Here is a 13,849-nt window from a genome sequence, read left to right as displayed (position 1 = left end):
TGCACCTCATGAAGAAACCCCTCAAAGTCCTGCTCATCGCCCTTGCCGCCGTCGTCGTCTTGCTGGTGGCCGTGGCGGCCTTCATCGTCGCCACCTTCAACCCCAATGACTACAAGCCTGAACTGATCAAGCGGGTCAAGGAGCAGACCGGCCGCACCCTGTCCATTCCCGGCCAGATCCGGCTCACCCTGTTTCCGCGCATCGGCGCCGACCTGGGCCAGCTCGCGCTGTCCGAACCGCGCAGCGAGCAGACCTTCGCCGCCGCCCAGCAGGTGAAGGTTTCAGTGGCGCTGCTGCCGCTGTTCTCCAAAAGGGTGGAGGTGGACCGTGTCCTGGTCGACGGCCTGAATGTCAAAGTGCAACGCGACCGCCAGGGCCGTTTCAACTTCGACGATCTGCTGCCCCAGGACGACAAAGCCCCGGCATCGCCTGACGCAGTCAAGTCGGAAGCCCCTGCCGCCCCGCCCCTGCTCCAGGTCGGCGGCATCGCCATCACCAACGCCAGCCTGGACTACCGCGACAACGCCAGCGGCCAGCGCCTGGGCGTCTCCAAGCTGAACTTCAGCACCGGCCCCATCGCCGAGGGCAGGAAGAGTCCCTTGGACTTCAGTGCCGACCTCCAGGGTACGAACCCGCAGCTGGCCCTGCAACTGAGCGTCAAGAGTGACTTCACGCCCCGGCTCGCGCAGCAAAAGCTGCTGCTCGAAAACTTCAAGGCCAGCCTGGGCGGCGCTGCGGCCGGCCTGCGTGATCTGCAGCTCAAGCTGGGCCTGGCCAGCGTCGAGGCCAGCGCGCAAACCATCGAAATCCCGGCGCTCACGCTGGAGGTCTCGGCACCCAACCCGGCCGGCGGCTCGCTGGCGCTCAAGCTGCAAGGCCCGGTCTCGGTCGATCTGGCCCATGAAGCCGTGCAGTTGGCACTCGACGGCCAGCTCGACAGCACCACCCTGGCCCTCAAGGCCGACGTGAAACGCTTCTCTCAACCAGCCATCGACTTCGACATCGCCCTGGGTGAGCTCGACGCCGACCGTTACCTGCCCAGGAGCGCCAAACCGGCCGCAGCGGCTGGCAGCGGCCCGGCCGGGCCTGAAGCCGTCATCGATCTTTCGCCGCTGCGCACGCTGGACGCACGGGGCGCGCTCAAGATCGCCTCGCTGAAAATCATGAACCTGCGTGCCGCCAGCCTCCGCCTGCAGCTCAAAGCCCAGGGGGGCAAGGCCGAACTCAAGCCGCTGACGGCCACGCTTTACGGCGGCGGCGTGAACGGCACGATCACGGCCAGTGCCCAGGGCGCCCAAAGCCTGGCCGCCAAGCTGGACCTGCGTGGCATCAACCTCGGCCCCCTGATGAAGGATGCACTGGACCAGCAACCCATAGACGGGCGCGGCAATGTGGCGCTCGATGTCAGCACCAGCGGCAACACCGTGAGCCTGTTCAAGAAGAACCTCAACGGCACGGCCGGCGTGCAGCTCATGGACGGCGCGATCAACGGCCTGGACATCGCCGGCGCCCTGCGCAATGCCAAGGCCAAACTCGGCGGCGGTTCCCAGGAAGGCAAGGCCGGCGCCCAGGAGAAGACCGACTTCACCGAGTTCGGCGCCAGCTTCAAGATCACCCAGGGTGTGGCGCACAACGACGACCTCTCCGCCAAGACGCCCCTGCTGCGCCTGGGCGGCGCCGGTGACATCTTCCTTGCCGAGGACCGGCTGGACTACACGGTGAAGGCCACCGTGGTGCCCACCCTGCAGGGCCAGGGCGGCCCCGAGATGGAACAACTCAAGGGCCTGACCCTGCCCGTGCGCCTGAGCGGCCCCTACACGGCCATCACCTGGAAGATCGACTTCGGCGCCGGTGCCGGCAACCGCGCCAGGGAACTGGTCGATCAGCGCAAGGCGCAGCTGCAGCAGGAAGCCCAGCAGCGGCTGGACGAAGAAAAGGCCAAAGCCGCGCAGCGCCTCAAGGAACAGGCCGAAGACCGGCTCAAGAACCTGCTGCGGCGCTGATGGCCCGTCTGCTGGTTCAGTCCCCGGGCTGGCCGAACTTCAGCACGCGCGTGGCCAGCAGGGTCTCGGCGAAGAAGCAGCACAGTGCGGCCATGAAGCAGCTCACGCCGGCCAGGAAGGCGTAGATCGCCAGCCGTTCGATCTGGAACACCGTGGTCTCGCCCAGGAAGAGGATCACGATGGTCAGGCCGATCATGAAGGCGCACAGGGTCAGCAAACCGATGGTGCTGTTGGCCAGCTTGCCGCGTGTGCGCAGCATGGCCAGCTCCGCGGTCCACTGCGGCGCCAGGACGGGCTCAGCATTGAGACGCAGTTTTTCTTCCAGCACACGGCCACGGTCGATGATGCGCGAGAGGCGCCCGGCCACGGCGCCGATCATGCCGGAGACGGCGGTCAGCAGGAACACCGGCGCCACGGCCAGCTGGATGCCGTGGGTCACGGTGCCGGAATCGACGAAAAGGGCCATGCGCGAACTCGTTTGGGGTCGGGTGGGGATGCGCGCCGATTATCACCCGAGGGCCCTCTGCATAACTCGCGTCGCGTGCGGCGTGGATTTTGCGGGATGAGCCGCAAGGCGCAAAACCCAAGGCAAGCCTGGACGGCTTGCCTGGTTTTGCAACGCCGTGGATCGCCCGCGAAACCACGCCCCCAAAGGGGTTCGGCCAAAAACGGGCCCTTTGCCCACCAAACCACTTGCCTGTGCCACCAGCACAGGCTGCGCGGTCTTGGCGGTCAAATCATCCCGTTTTTGACTCGAACGCGCATGACGGGAGTTATGCAGAGGGCCCTAAGCACAAACAGGGGAAGACAGGCGCTGCGTTTGTGCCTATAAAGACGCACATCCACAAGCAGCCAACAGGGGGTTCCATGAGCATCCGCATCCTGTGCATCCACGGCGTCAACACCAACGAGAACGGCGACTGGCTGGCCAAATGGCAGCAGTCCATCCGCAGCGCGGCCGCCAGTGCCGGCGTGGCCGCCGACGCCTTCGAGTTCCATGAACTGCGCTACAACCCGCACTTCGAGGCCGCCAATGCCGACGCGGCCGTCTACGCCGAGGCCGTCAAGCGCCTGTGGAACAGCTACTGGGCGCACCGCCGCGCGCTGGGCCGCTCCACGGAAAAAGGCCTGGGCACGCTGCTCGACAACACCATCGGCATGGTCGCCAAGTGGACCGCCCTGCCCCAGCTGCGCCAGCAGCTCTCCACCGATCTGGCCCAGTGCATCAAGCGCGTCAACCCGCACGTGATCTGCGCGCACAGCCTGGGTTCGCTCATCACCTACGACACGCTGGCCGCCCAGCAGGCCCTGGCCCAGGACCGCCTCTTCGTCACCCTGGGCTCACAGATCGGCCACCCGGCCCTGGCCGAAAGCTTCGGCGGTTACCTCAGGCCCCTGGGCACCGTGCGCCACTGGTACCACCTCTTCAACGCCGAAGACGCGGTGCTGACCTGCGAGCTGGATTTCCCGGAAGCGCCATTCACCCAGCTCGACACTTTTTTCGACGAATGGGGCCCGCTGGACCACAGCGCCGAGCAGTACCTGGCGCACGAGGTCACGGCCAGCAATGTCTGGGCCGGCCTGGCCGGCGCCCTGCCGCGCGGCGCCAAACCGGCCAAGCCCAAGCCGGCACCGGCCCTGGACGCCAGCTGGTTCAAGGCGCCCACTGTCCAGCGCCGCAGTCCGCGCAAGCGCCGTGCCCTGCTGATCGGCATCAACGACTACCCGCAGCCGGAAAACCGCCTGAGCGGCTGCGTCAACGACGTCTTCCAGATGAGCGCCATGCTGCAGGAGCGTGGTTACCAGCCCGAGGAAATCCGTGTGGTGCTGGACGCGCGGGCCACCACCCGCGGCGTGCAGGAGCGTCTCAAATGGCTGCTCGAAGATGTGCGCGCGGGCGACGAACGTGTGCTGTTCTACTCGGGACACGGCGCCCAGGTGGCCGCCCTGGACACCGACGGTGAACCCGACCACAAGGACGAGGCCCTGGTCACCCACGACTTCGACTGGAGCGGCAACACCGGCATCACCGACGACATGCTGGCCCAGTACTACGCCAACCTGCCCTACGAGGCGCGCTTTTCCATCATCCTGGACTGCTGCCACTCGGGCGGCATCGCGCGCGCCGGCGGCGTGGCGGTGCGCGGCATCAACCCGCCCGACGACGTGCGCCACCGCGGCATCGAATGGGATGTGGACAAGCAGATGTGGTTCCCGCGCAAGAAGCTGGACCTGCGCGGCCGCATGAACAAGGCGCCGGCCGATGTGGTGCGCCGTTACCTGGGGATCGATGGCGCCACCCAGAAGATGGGCCGTGCCGTGGGCCGCTGGAGCGACGACCCCGCCGCCTTCAAGGCCGCCACCCGGCGCCTGGGCCACCACGGCCCCTACAACCCGGTGCTGCTGGCCGCCTGCCGCGAAGACCAGTACGCCTACGAGTACACACACGGCTCCGTGCCCTACGGCGCCATGACCTTCATGCTGATCCAGCAGCTGCGCGCGACCGCCGGGCGCAAGACGCTGGAAGACGTGGTGACGCAGTGCAACAGCGTGCTCAAGAGCAAGCTGGGTTACGAGCAGGAAGTGCAGCTCTACCGCCCGCGCGAGCACCAGCAGACGCGTTTTCCCGGCAAGGCGCCGGTGGCGAAGAAAAAAACCTGAACGACCCTCCACCGTTCGGGCTGAGCCTGTCGAAGCCCTTAGCTGACGTCTGCTTTTTCAGACGCGCGTTTCGACAGGCTCAACGCGAGCGGGTTGGTTCAGCGCTGCGCCCGACGCAGCGGCGTCAGCAGGCCCGACAGACCGTTGTGGTCGATCTCGTGCATCAGGGCCAGCAGGCGGCCCAGGTCCCCGCTGGGAAAGCCTTCACGCGCGAACCAGTTGAGGTAATTGCCCGGCAGGTCGGCGATCAGCCGGCCTTTGTACTTGCCGTAAGGCATTTCCACGGTCAGCAGGCGCTGCAGCTGTTCGGGGTCGCCCATCATCCCCCCGCCCTTTTGGCCGCGTAACCCTGCGCAAGCAACAGGGCCAGCACCTTCTCGGCATGGTCGCCCTGCACCTCGATCACGCCGTCCTTCACCGTGCCGCCCGTGCCGCAAGCGGCCTTGAGCTGCTTGCCCAGCTGGGTCAGGGCCGCCGCATCCAGCGGCAGGCCCCGCACCACGGTCACGGCCTTGCCGCCGCGCCCGCCGGTCTCACGCGTCACGCGCACCTTGCCGTCGCCCAGGGACTGCGCCGCCTGCTGCGACTTGCAGACGCACTGCGCCTGCGGGCGGCGGCAGACCGGGCACATGCGCCCGCCCTCGGTGGAATAGACCAGACCCCCGCTGTGCTTCACGGCTCGAACTTGGCGTTGAAGAGGGTCACGTCGGCCTCGTTCTCGAAGCTCACCAGCTGGCCCTGCTTGTTGTCAGCCAGGCGGCTGGCGGCGAACAGGCTGTAACGGCCCTGGAGGCCCATGGCCGGCAGGTCGATCAGCGCATAGGGATGGGGCACGAAGACCTGGTGCTCGAAAAGGATGCGGTGCGTGTTGCGCGGCGAGGGGTAGAGCTGGTAGTCACCGCTCGTGAAGGACTTGCTGCTTTGCATGGGCGCTCTCTGGAAGACGCCATTATCCCCGCGCCCCGGGGTTCAGCTCGGGCTAGTTCTCGTAGCTGGAGCGCGGCGCCCGCCTTCTTTCCAGCAGGAACTGCCGGCGCTCCTCTTGCTCAATGGCGTCGAGCTGTTCGCGCGCCAGGTGCAGGATCTGGTTGAACTCCCGCACCTTGTCGTAGGATCGCCCATGCGATTCATTGGCCAGTTTGCGGCCCACGTCCTGCATCACCGAGAGCAGCTTGGACAACTGATCAGTGTGGTCGGCGCGTTCCTCGAATTCGAAAACCATGATCCACCCCTGAATGGCTAACCTTGATCGGGCTTTTTGCCCGTCTGCCTTCTGCGGTGGCAGTTTCAAACAGCATACTCATTTCGTAACTCTTTGTCACACTTTTATTCCGCATAATGGAATCAACCGCCTCATGAACACCCACCAGCCCACGCCGAGCAAGGACGACATCAACCTGCTCGAACCTTTTGAACGCCTGGGACTGGACCGCATCCGCCTGATCGCCAGCACCGGCGAAGCCGACAAAGCCTGCGCCGAGCTGTCCGCCGTGGCCCACCTGGGCTTCGACACCGAATCCAGGCCGACCTTCCGTGTGGGTGAACCATCTGACGGCCCGCACACCGTGCAGCTGGCCACGGCCGAACAGGCCTGGGTCTTCCAGCTGCAGGACAGCGGCTGTCGCGCCCGTGTGGCCGAGCTGCTGGCGCTGCCCGGTGTGATCAAGGCCGGCTTCGGACTGGGCGACGACCGCAAGCGCATCACATCCAAGCTGGGTGTGGAGCCGGCCGGTGTGCTGGAGCTCAACACCGTGTTCCGCGAGCGCGGTTACCGCAAGGACATGGGCGTGAAGGCCGCGGTGGCCATCCTGTTCCAGCGCCGCTTCATCAAGTCCAAGAAGGCGGCCACCTCCAACTGGGCCAACCCGCGCCTCACGGAAGCGCAACTGATCTATGCGGCCAACGACGCCTGGGCCGCCATCCGCGTGTTCCACGCACTCGGCCTGGGTGCTACGCCGGCTTGATCTCGTACATCCCGTCGCCCATATTGCGCAGCGGGCCAAACACGGCGGCGATGGCCGCCGTCTCGGCCGCCTGCCATTGCTCGACGATCTCGCGCTCGGCATCGGTCAGGGCCGCAAGGTCGGGCTGCTCGCCGTAGGCTGCCGCAATGCGCTGGTAGGCCAGGTACACCGGCAAAACCAGGCTGGCGTCGCCCAGCGTCTCTTCCAGCGCGCGGCGAAAACGCAGCACGGCCTCGCGGTGCTGGGCCTCGGACACGCCCTCGGCGTCGAAGAGTTTCACGGTGTAATTCATCAGGCGGATAGCTTAACTTGGTACAGTGCAGTCTCAGAACCAAGTCAGACCTATGAGTAAACAAAGTGAATGGCCCGGTAAGGTGCTTGCCTTGGTCAAGGGCGGCAACGCGGCAGCGGCCATCGCCCAGATCAAGGTGGCGCCCACCGTGAAAGACCTCCAGCAGCTCCAGGCCGCCATCGAGAAGGCCCAGCTCAAGGGGCGCTGGCGCAATGTGGACCTCGCCATCGAGGAAAACCTGGCCCTGCTGGCCGCGCCGCGCCTGCACCGCTCACCCTGAACCACGATCCGAGGAGACCCCCATGAGCGACACCCCCGAAAAACGCAGCCTCTGGGTCCGCGTGCTACTCATGCTGCTGACCGGCCTGGCCCTGCACCTGGCCCTCACGGTGCTGGGCGCCCTGGCCCTGGTGCAGCTGCTGCTGTCCATCGTGACCGACGGCCCCAACGAACGCCTGCAGCGCTTCGGCCGCAGCCTGGGGCAGTACCTGCGGCAGATCACCGATTTCCTGAGCTTCGCCAGCGAAGAAGCGCCCTTCCCCTTTAGCGACTGGCCCAACGGGGACTGAACCTCCGCTGCGTTATTGCATTTTGGCAATATATTGCCAGGATGCAATACAAATGACCGCCCAGCTGATCGCCCGGGCCAAGGAGGTGCGCGATGACGGCAGCATCGTCGAGATCGTCGTCTGGTTTTTGCCGACACCCCTGGCACCGTGCACCCATGCCTACCAGTACCGGCTGTATTTCGGGGCCGGTGGTGTCTGCCGTGTGCGCTATGACAATGAACGTGGCAAGGGTGATCACCGGCACGTGGATGAGGACGAACACCCTGCACCTTTGTGAGCCTCGACCGCCTGCTGGACGATTTCCAGCGTGATGTTGAAACCTGGAGTCCCTCGCCATGAAAGCCGTCATCGACATCGCCCCCCGCGGCTCGGTCTTCAAGACCGCGCGCCGCCAGCTCAAGGCGGCCGAGGCCGGCGCGCGTTATGGGGCCGACTACCACCTGAGCTTCGAATCGGCCCGCACCCTGTTTTCGGAACTCACCCCCGCGCGCATCGACCTGCTCGAAGCCCTGCGCCAGTGCGGCCCCTGTTCCGTCTACGCCCTGGCCAAGGAAACCGGGCGCAACTACTCCAATGTGCACACCGACGTGGCCAAGCTCGAAGAGCACGGCCTGGTGCAACGCACCCCCGAAGACGCGGTCTTCGTGCCCTTTGAGTCCGTGGAAATCCACCTTTCGCTGTTCAGGCAGGCTGCCTGAACCGCCCGTTCACAGCCGTGCCGCCAGCCGCGCGGCCTGGTCGATGGCGCGCTTGGCATCCAGCTCGCCGGCTTCCAGCGCGCCACCGATCAGGTGAGGCTTTTTTCCCTGCGCCTGCAGCTCATCGGCCAGCGTGCGCAGCGGCAGCTGGCCCGCGCACAGCACCACCGTGTCGCAGGCGATCCACGTCGGGTTCTCGCGCTGCTCGCCGTAGGACACCAGCAGGCCCCAACCTTGAGTTGTCCCTTCGGTGAACGCGCCGATGCGTTCGTAGTTCACGCCGCCGATCATCTTGACCTGCTTCATCTTGAGCGCCGCGCGGTGGATCCAGCCCGTGGTCTTGCCCAGGCCGTCACCCAGCTTGCCGGCCTTGCGCTGCAGCAGGGTCACCTGGCGCTCGGGCGGGCCCACCTGCGGCCCTTCAGCGCTCAGGCCGCCGCGCTCCTGCGCCGGGTCTGTCACGCCCCACTCGGCCAACCAGGCCGGCAAGTCCACCGTGGTGGAGTGGCCTTCGCTCACCAGGAACTCCGCCACGTCGAAGCCGATGCCGCCCGCGCCCACGATGGCCACGCGCCGGCCCACGGGCAACTTGCGCCGCAGCACGTCGATGTAACTCAGCACCTTGGGATGGTTCTGCCCTTCGATCTTCGGATCGCGTGGTGTCACACCCGTGGCCACGATCACCTCGTCGAAACCCTGCAGGTCGGCCGCCAACACGGTGCTGTTGAGGTGCAGCTGCACACCCGTGGTCTGCACGCGCCGCGCCAGGTAACGCAGCATCTCGTGGAACTCCTCCTTGCCCGGCACCACCTTGGCCATATTGAGCTGGCCGCCGATCTCGGGGGCCGCGTCGAACAGATGCACCTCGTGCCCGCGCTCGGCGGCCAGCGTGGCCGCCGTCAGGCCGGCCGGGCCGGCCCCCACCACGGCCATGCGTTTGCGCTGCACTGTGGGGCGGTAGACCAGCTCGGTCTCGTGGCAGGCCCGCGGGTTCACCAGACAGCTGGTGAGCTTGTTCCTGAAGATGTGGTCCAGGCAGGCCTGGTTGCAGGCGATGCAGGTGTTGATGTCCGCACTGCGGCCCAACGCCGCCTTCTTCACGAAGTCCGCGTCGGCCAGCAGCGGGCGGGCCATGGACACCATGTCGGCGCTGCCCTCGGCCAGCAAAGCTTCGGCCACCTCGGGGGTGTTGATGCGGTTGGAGGTCACCAGCGGCGTGCTCAGGCCCGCCGCCGCGAACTCGGCCTTCATCTTTTTCGTGACCCAGGCGAAGGCCGCGCGCGGCACGCTGGTGGCAATGGTGGGCACGCGGGCCTCGTGCCAGCCTATGCCGGTGTTGATGATGCTGGCCCCGCCCTGCGCCACGGCCTTGCCCAGCGTGACCACCTCGTCCCAGGAACTGCCGCCGGGCACCAGGTCGATCATGGAGAGGCGGTAGATGATGATGAAGTCGCTTCCCACCGCCTCGCGCGTGCGCGCCACGATCTCCAGCGGCAGGCGCATGCGCTGGCTGTAGTCGCCGCCCCAGGGGTCCTCGCGGTGGTTGGTGTGCCTGGCGAGAAACTGGTTGATGAAATAACCCTCGGAACCCATGATCTCCACGCCGTCGTAGCCGGCCTCGCGGGCCTTGACCGCGCAATTCACGAAGGCGCGGATCTGCCGCTCCACGCCACGCGCCGACAGCTCGAAGGGTTTGAAAGGCGAGATCGGCGACTTGATGGCCGAGGGTGCCACGGCCAGCGGGTGGTAGGCGTAGCGCCCCGTGTGCAGGATCTGCAGCGCGATCTTGCCACCGGCCTCGTGCACGGCGCGTGTCACCACCTGGTGCCGTCTGGCCGCGCCCGAGGTGGACAGCGTGCCGGCGAAGGGCTTGGCCCAGCCCGCGATATTGGGCGCAAAACCGCCCGTCACCATGAGCCCCACCTCGCCCTCGGCGCGTTCGCGGAAATAGGCCGCCAGCTTGCTCAGGTCGCGCCCGTCTTCCAGGCCGGTGTGCATGGAGCCCATGAGCACGCGGTTCTTGAGCTGCGTGTAGCCGAGGTCCAGCGGGGCCAGCAGATGGGGGTAAAGCGAGAGGCCGGGGAGCGTGGTGGATGCGGACATGGCTTTTTTCTGGGTGGGGGCAATGCTGCCGCCATCATAGGGCTGCGATCCGGGGCGGCGGAGCGCGCCGGCCAGATGGGCTAACATTGCGGTTTTATCGTCAGCCAGAAGGAGCCCCAGATGGGCAACAAGATCGTTACCGAAGCAGACCGCAAAGCCACCCCCCGTCCGAAGCCGCTCAATGGCGTGACCCTGCCCACCGGCGGCCGCGGCCAACGCGTCAGCCTGGAGCGTGGCGTCGCCACCCGCAGCAAGAAGAACCCGGGCAAGCGCCCCTCGAAGGGCGGCTGATCCCGCGCTGGCTCGCGCCAGCGTCAGCCCCAGACAAAAGGCCCTCATCGAGGGCCTTTTGTCTGGGCGCGCGCTCGGGGTGACAATGCGTCGGTGCCCCACCCCTCCACCCTGCGCATGACCTGCCTCAAAGCCCTCACGGCCGTCCTCCTCTGGCTGCTCATCGGGCAAGCGGCAGGGGGCGAGAGGCTCAAGGTCGGCTCCAAGCGCTTCACCGAAGCCTACATCCTGGCCGAGATCGTCAGCCAGTCGGCCCGGAACGCCGGTGAGATCGAGGTCTCGCACCGCCAGGGCCTGGGCAACACGGCCATCCTGCTCAGCGCCCTGCAGGCCCGCAGCATCGATGTCTATCCCGAGTACACCGGCACCATCGCGCGCGAAATCCTGCGCCTGGACCAGGTGCCGCCCCTGCCGGAACTGAACGCCCAACTCGCCAGGCTCGGCCTGCAGGCCTCGGTGCCCCTGGGCTTCAACAACAGCTATGCCCTGGCCATGCGTGAGCGGGACGCCGCAGCGCTGAACATCACCCGCCTGTCCGAGCTGAAAAACCATCCGGACCTGCGCTTCGGCCTGTCCCAGGAGTTCATCGGCCGCACCGACGGCTGGCCGGGACTGCAAAAGGCCTACGCGCTGCGGCAGGCCCGGGCGCGCGGGCTGGACCACGGCCTGGCCTACGAAGCCCTTGCGCAGAACCAGATCGACGTCACCGACGTCTACACCACCGACGCCAAGATCGACGCCTTCGCGCTGCGCGTGCTCGAAGACGACAGCCACTACTTTCCGCGCTACGAGGCGGTGCTGCTGCACCTGGCCGATCTGCCCACGCGCTCGCCCCGCAGCTGGGCCGCCCTCAGCCGGCTGGAGGGCCGCATCGACGAAGCGGCCATGCGTCGCATGAATGCCGCTGCGGAACTCGAAGGCAAAAGCTTCCAGAACGTGGCGCAGGCGTTTCTGAGCGGCGAGTTGACAGCCCCCCCGAAGACAAGCTCCGGTCATCTGACGGTCCGCAGTGTGCTGGCCAAGCTCTTCGCCCCCGATCTGCTGCGCCTCACGATGGAGCACCTGGCGCTGGTCTTCCTCTCGCTGGGCGCGAGCATGGTGCTGGGCATCCCGCTGGGCATCCTGGCGGCGCGTTTTCCCGCCCCCGGCGCCGTCATCCTGGGCCTGACCGGGGTGCTGCAAACCATCCCCTCGCTGGCCCTGCTCGCCATCCTCATCCCCATCACGGGCAGCATCGGCCTGGCGCCGGCCTTCATCGCCCTGACCGTGTATGCGCTGCTGCCCATCGTGCGCAACACGCACGCCGGCCTGGGCCAGGTCCCGCACGGCATGAAACAGGCGGCCCTGGCCCTGGGCCTGTCGCCCTGGCTGACGCTGCGCCTGGTCGAACTGCCGCTGGCGCGCGCCACGCTGCTGGCCGGTATCAAGACCTCGGCGGTCATCAACGTAGGCACCGCCACCATCGCGGCCTTCATCGGTGCGGGCGGTTACGGCGAACGCATCGTCACCGGCCTGGCCCTGAACGACAACGCCACCCTGCTGGCCGGCGCTATTCCCGTGGCGCTGATGGCGCTGGCCATCGAAGGCGCCTTCACGCTGGGCGAGCGCGGCCTCTTTCCTGAAACCGGGCGAAAAACGATCTAGGCAGCGGGTTGCTCCGGCAGCAACACGGGATAGGGTCTTTTGACTATTGCCATAAAAAGCCATCCAGCGTACAACTCGTAACTGTGCAGGGAGTCAGCCGGCCTCGTTGGGTACGGGCCAAACAAAAAGCGGTTGCGGTATGCGGATCGACTCGATGCAAGGGCACTGGGGATTGCTTTCAACCGAGCCCGCCAGTCGCCGAGAGATCAGGTACGCGATGGTGCCTGTGGCGGTTTCCATTTTGCTTTTCCTGGCGACGGCCCCTATTGCCAGGACGCCCCTGGCCGAAGTCCCGGCTTTCATCCCCATCTACGTTGCCTCGCTTGTGATCTGCGACCTGATCACGGCGGCCCTGCTCTTTGGCCAGTACAGCGTCTTACGCTCGCCGGCATTGCTGGTATTGGCCGGCGGCTACCTCTACACCACCTGCATCACGGCGGCCTATGCCATGGTCTTCCCCGGCCTGTTCTCGCCCACCGGTCTGCTGGGCTCCGGCCCGCAGACCACGTCTGCCATATACATGGCATGGCACGGTGGCTTCCCGCTGTTTGTCATGGTCTATGCCGGGGTCAAGGACAGCAGGCTGGCGACAACCCCGGGCATCGCGCCGGTCAAGGCGAGCGTCCCCATCCTCTCCATGATCACCGGGGTGTTCGCCTTTGTGATCGCGTCGACACTCGTCGCCACCCAGGGTCATGCCTGGCTGCCGGTGTTCCTTGACGGCAACCGGACCACCGACGTGGGGCGCATTTTCCTCACGGGTGTCTGGGTCTTGAGCCTGGTTGCGGCGCTGGTGCTCTGGCGACGCAAGCCCCATAGCGTGCTCGACATCTGGGTGCTGGTCGTGATGTGCGTCTGGCTGTGCAATATCGCGCTGGCGGCCATGCTGAACACCGGCCGCTACGACCTGGGTTGGTACGTGGGGCGCATCTATGGCCTGCTGGCCGCCAGCAGCCTGCTCATTGCACTGCTGATCGAAGACGGCCGCCAGTACAACCGGCTGGTGCAGATGTCGGTCGAATTGAGGAGCGCAAACCACGCCCTGGACCGGCTCTCCAGGCACGACGGACTGACCGGGCTGGCCAACCGGCGCTATTTCGACGAGTACCTGGCCGAGCAGATCGCCATCGCCAGCCGCCACCAGCGTCCCCTGGCCCTGCTGATGTGCGACGTCGATCACTACAAGGCCTACAACGACCTCTATGGACATCAGGCCGGGGACGAATGCCTGAAACAGATCGCCCGTGCCCTGCGCTCCTGCTGCAACCGGCCTGCAGACATGGCAGCCCGGTATGGCGGGGAGGAATTCGCCCTGATCCTGCCTGACACTGGGCCGGACGGCGCCCACCAGATCGCCGAAGCCGCCCGTCAAGCGGTGGTCGATCTGGCCATACCCCATGAACGCTCGGCAGCCAGCGCCCATGTCAGCATCAGCGCCGGCCTGGCCCTGCTGAACCTGAAAATGGACCCCGACGAATTGCTCTACGCGGCCGACCAGTGCCTGTACCAGGCCAAGGGCCAGGGTCGCAACCGCGTGGTCAGCATGCCGATGGCGGCATGAGCCCCGCCTTGATCGCGAGAAGAACCAAAGGCCATCGGTGAGGGCCTTGATTGCTTGGTTTTG

Annotated in this window: 17 protein-coding genes; 10 read left to right on the top strand and 7 right to left on the bottom strand. The window is 66.4% G+C overall.

Translation table 11 applies throughout. The features are described from left to right. Positions 1 to 8 precede the first annotated feature (8 nt). Entirely contained in the window at positions 9 to 2,003 is a 1,995-nt protein-coding gene (locus ACYVH8_RS02720) for an AsmA family protein (protein ID WP_460487339.1), read from the top strand. Positions 2,004 to 2,019: 16 nt separating this feature from the next. On the opposite strand, the gene ACYVH8_RS02715 is transcribed toward ACYVH8_RS02720, so the two are convergent. Then, on the bottom strand, positions 2,020 to 2,469 hold the full coding sequence (locus ACYVH8_RS02715; RefSeq protein WP_460487338.1) for a DUF2721 domain-containing protein: 450 nt from the start codon (positions 2,467 to 2,469) through the stop codon (positions 2,020 to 2,022). Positions 2,470 to 2,870: 401 nt separating this feature from the next. Here ACYVH8_RS02715 and ACYVH8_RS02710 point away from each other — a divergent pair, with 401 nt between their 5' ends. Beyond that, complete coding sequence (locus tag ACYVH8_RS02710; RefSeq protein WP_460487337.1) at positions 2,871 to 4,664, top strand: caspase family protein; 1,794 nt, start codon at positions 2,871 to 2,873, stop codon at positions 4,662 to 4,664. A 98-nt stretch (positions 4,665 to 4,762) separates the two neighbouring features. On the opposite strand, the gene ACYVH8_RS02705 is transcribed toward ACYVH8_RS02710, so the two are convergent. From ACYVH8_RS02705 to ACYVH8_RS02690, 4 genes are read right to left on the bottom strand one after another with little or no spacing between them, the layout of a single operon-like run. After that, a complete protein-coding gene (locus ACYVH8_RS02705) occupies positions 4,763 to 4,984 on the bottom strand; it encodes a DUF3820 family protein (protein ID WP_460487336.1) in 222 nt (73 codons plus the stop codon). Next, complete coding sequence (locus ACYVH8_RS02700; RefSeq protein WP_460487335.1) at positions 4,984 to 5,340, bottom strand: translation initiation factor Sui1; 357 nt, start codon at positions 5,338 to 5,340, stop codon at positions 4,984 to 4,986. The genes ACYVH8_RS02705 and ACYVH8_RS02700 overlap by 1 nt, the downstream gene beginning before the upstream one ends. Beyond that, positions 5,337 to 5,591 (bottom strand): hypothetical protein, encoded by a 255-nt coding sequence (locus ACYVH8_RS02695; protein ID WP_460487334.1) that lies wholly within the window; start codon positions 5,589 to 5,591, stop codon positions 5,337 to 5,339. Before ACYVH8_RS02695 ends, ACYVH8_RS02700 begins: the two co-directional genes overlap by 4 nt. 52 nt (positions 5,592 to 5,643) lie before the next feature. Next, a complete protein-coding gene (locus tag ACYVH8_RS02690; protein ID WP_460487333.1) occupies positions 5,644 to 5,886 on the bottom strand; it encodes a hypothetical protein in 243 nt (80 codons plus the stop codon). Positions 5,887 to 6,019: 133 nt separating this feature from the next. Between ACYVH8_RS02690 and ACYVH8_RS02685 the strand changes: the two genes are divergently transcribed. Next, positions 6,020 to 6,628: a 3'-5' exonuclease gene (locus ACYVH8_RS02685; protein WP_460487332.1), complete on the top strand. Its 609-nt coding sequence runs from the start codon at positions 6,020 to 6,022 to the stop codon at positions 6,626 to 6,628. On the opposite strand, the gene ACYVH8_RS02680 is transcribed toward ACYVH8_RS02685, so the two are convergent. Beyond that, entirely contained in the window at positions 6,615 to 6,920 is a 306-nt protein-coding gene (locus ACYVH8_RS02680; RefSeq protein WP_460487331.1) for a hypothetical protein, read from the bottom strand. The two genes, ACYVH8_RS02685 and ACYVH8_RS02680, sit on opposite strands and share 14 nt — an antisense overlap. A 52-nt stretch (positions 6,921 to 6,972) precedes the next feature. Here ACYVH8_RS02680 and ACYVH8_RS02675 point away from each other — a divergent pair, with 52 nt between their 5' ends. Genes ACYVH8_RS02675 through ACYVH8_RS02660 form a run of 4 tightly spaced genes read left to right on the top strand, consistent with a single transcriptional unit; the run spans position 6,973 to position 8,187 of the window. Continuing rightward, positions 6,973 to 7,200, top strand: coding sequence for a hypothetical protein (locus ACYVH8_RS02675; RefSeq protein WP_460487330.1), 228 nt, complete (start codon positions 6,973 to 6,975; stop codon positions 7,198 to 7,200). 22 nt (positions 7,201 to 7,222) lie between these two features. Beyond that, positions 7,223 to 7,489: a DUF4389 domain-containing protein gene (locus ACYVH8_RS02670; RefSeq protein WP_460487329.1), complete on the top strand. Its 267-nt coding sequence runs from the start codon at positions 7,223 to 7,225 to the stop codon at positions 7,487 to 7,489. A 52-nt stretch (positions 7,490 to 7,541) separates the two neighbouring features. Next, positions 7,542 to 7,766, top strand: a complete 225-nt coding sequence (locus tag ACYVH8_RS02665; protein ID WP_460487328.1) for a toxin-antitoxin system TumE family protein — start codon at positions 7,542 to 7,544, stop codon at positions 7,764 to 7,766. 58 nt (positions 7,767 to 7,824) lie between these two features. Next, the gene (locus tag ACYVH8_RS02660) at positions 7,825 to 8,187 is read left to right on the top strand and encodes an HVO_A0114 family putative DNA-binding protein (protein WP_460487327.1); all 363 of its coding nucleotides are present in this window, start codon (positions 7,825 to 7,827) and stop codon (positions 8,185 to 8,187) included. A 9-nt stretch (positions 8,188 to 8,196) separates the two neighbouring features. Here the strand turns inward: ACYVH8_RS02660 and ACYVH8_RS02655 are convergent, their stop codons facing one another. Beyond that, positions 8,197 to 10,290, bottom strand: coding sequence for a 2,4-dienoyl-CoA reductase FMN-binding domain-containing protein (locus tag ACYVH8_RS02655; protein ID WP_460487326.1), 2,094 nt, complete (start codon positions 10,288 to 10,290; stop codon positions 8,197 to 8,199). A 120-nt stretch (positions 10,291 to 10,410) separates the two neighbouring features. On the opposite strand from ACYVH8_RS02655, the gene ACYVH8_RS02650 reads away from it, so the two are divergent. From ACYVH8_RS02650 to ACYVH8_RS02640, 3 genes are all read left to right on the top strand, one after another. After that, positions 10,411 to 10,581, top strand: coding sequence for a hypothetical protein (locus ACYVH8_RS02650; protein WP_460487325.1), 171 nt, complete (start codon positions 10,411 to 10,413; stop codon positions 10,579 to 10,581). A gap of 117 nt (positions 10,582 to 10,698) precedes the next feature. After that, positions 10,699 to 12,225, top strand: coding sequence for a glycine betaine ABC transporter substrate-binding protein (locus ACYVH8_RS02645; protein ID WP_460487324.1), 1,527 nt, complete (start codon positions 10,699 to 10,701; stop codon positions 12,223 to 12,225). 217 nt (positions 12,226 to 12,442) lie between these two features. Further along, entirely contained in the window at positions 12,443 to 13,786 is a 1,344-nt protein-coding gene (locus ACYVH8_RS02640) for a sensor domain-containing diguanylate cyclase (RefSeq protein WP_460487323.1), read from the top strand. The last annotated feature ends 63 nt before the right edge of the window (positions 13,787 to 13,849 follow it).

The sequence above is a fragment of the Curvibacter fontanus genome, from assembly GCF_054780335.1.
This window is presented reverse-complemented; position numbering and strand designations above follow the sequence as displayed.

What these genes read in the sequence shown, in the direction of transcription:
- ACYVH8_RS02715 (WP_460487338.1), bottom strand. Translation starts at nt 2,469, where the DNA reads ATGGCCCTTTTCGTCGATTCCGGCACCGTGACCCACGGCATCCAGCTG.
- ACYVH8_RS02705 (WP_460487336.1), bottom strand. Translation starts at nt 4,984, where the DNA reads ATGGGCGACCCCGAACAGCTGCAGCGCCTGCTGACCGTGGAAATGCCT.
- ACYVH8_RS02665 (WP_460487328.1), top strand. Translation starts at nt 7,542, where the DNA reads ATGACCGCCCAGCTGATCGCCCGGGCCAAGGAGGTGCGCGATGACGGC.
- ACYVH8_RS02685 (WP_460487332.1), top strand. Translation starts at nt 6,020, where the DNA reads ATGAACACCCACCAGCCCACGCCGAGCAAGGACGACATCAACCTGCTC.
- ACYVH8_RS02680 (WP_460487331.1), bottom strand. Translation starts at nt 6,920, where the DNA reads ATGAATTACACCGTGAAACTCTTCGACGCCGAGGGCGTGTCCGAGGCC.
- ACYVH8_RS02650 (WP_460487325.1), top strand. Translation starts at nt 10,411, where the DNA reads ATGGGCAACAAGATCGTTACCGAAGCAGACCGCAAAGCCACCCCCCGT.
- ACYVH8_RS02655 (WP_460487326.1), bottom strand. Translation starts at nt 10,290, where the DNA reads ATGTCCGCATCCACCACGCTCCCCGGCCTCTCGCTTTACCCCCATCTG.
- ACYVH8_RS02690 (WP_460487333.1), bottom strand. Translation starts at nt 5,886, where the DNA reads ATGGTTTTCGAATTCGAGGAACGCGCCGACCACACTGATCAGTTGTCC.
- ACYVH8_RS02675 (WP_460487330.1), top strand. Translation starts at nt 6,973, where the DNA reads ATGAGTAAACAAAGTGAATGGCCCGGTAAGGTGCTTGCCTTGGTCAAG.
- ACYVH8_RS02720 (WP_460487339.1), top strand. Translation starts at nt 9, where the DNA reads ATGAAGAAACCCCTCAAAGTCCTGCTCATCGCCCTTGCCGCCGTCGTC.
- ACYVH8_RS02710 (WP_460487337.1), top strand. Translation starts at nt 2,871, where the DNA reads ATGAGCATCCGCATCCTGTGCATCCACGGCGTCAACACCAACGAGAAC.
- ACYVH8_RS02640 (WP_460487323.1), top strand. Translation starts at nt 12,443, where the DNA reads ATGGTGCCTGTGGCGGTTTCCATTTTGCTTTTCCTGGCGACGGCCCCT.
- ACYVH8_RS02695 (WP_460487334.1), bottom strand. Translation starts at nt 5,591, where the DNA reads ATGCAAAGCAGCAAGTCCTTCACGAGCGGTGACTACCAGCTCTACCCC.
- ACYVH8_RS02660 (WP_460487327.1), top strand. Translation starts at nt 7,825, where the DNA reads ATGAAAGCCGTCATCGACATCGCCCCCCGCGGCTCGGTCTTCAAGACC.
- ACYVH8_RS02645 (WP_460487324.1), top strand. Translation starts at nt 10,699, where the DNA reads ATGACCTGCCTCAAAGCCCTCACGGCCGTCCTCCTCTGGCTGCTCATC.
- ACYVH8_RS02670 (WP_460487329.1), top strand. Translation starts at nt 7,223, where the DNA reads ATGAGCGACACCCCCGAAAAACGCAGCCTCTGGGTCCGCGTGCTACTC.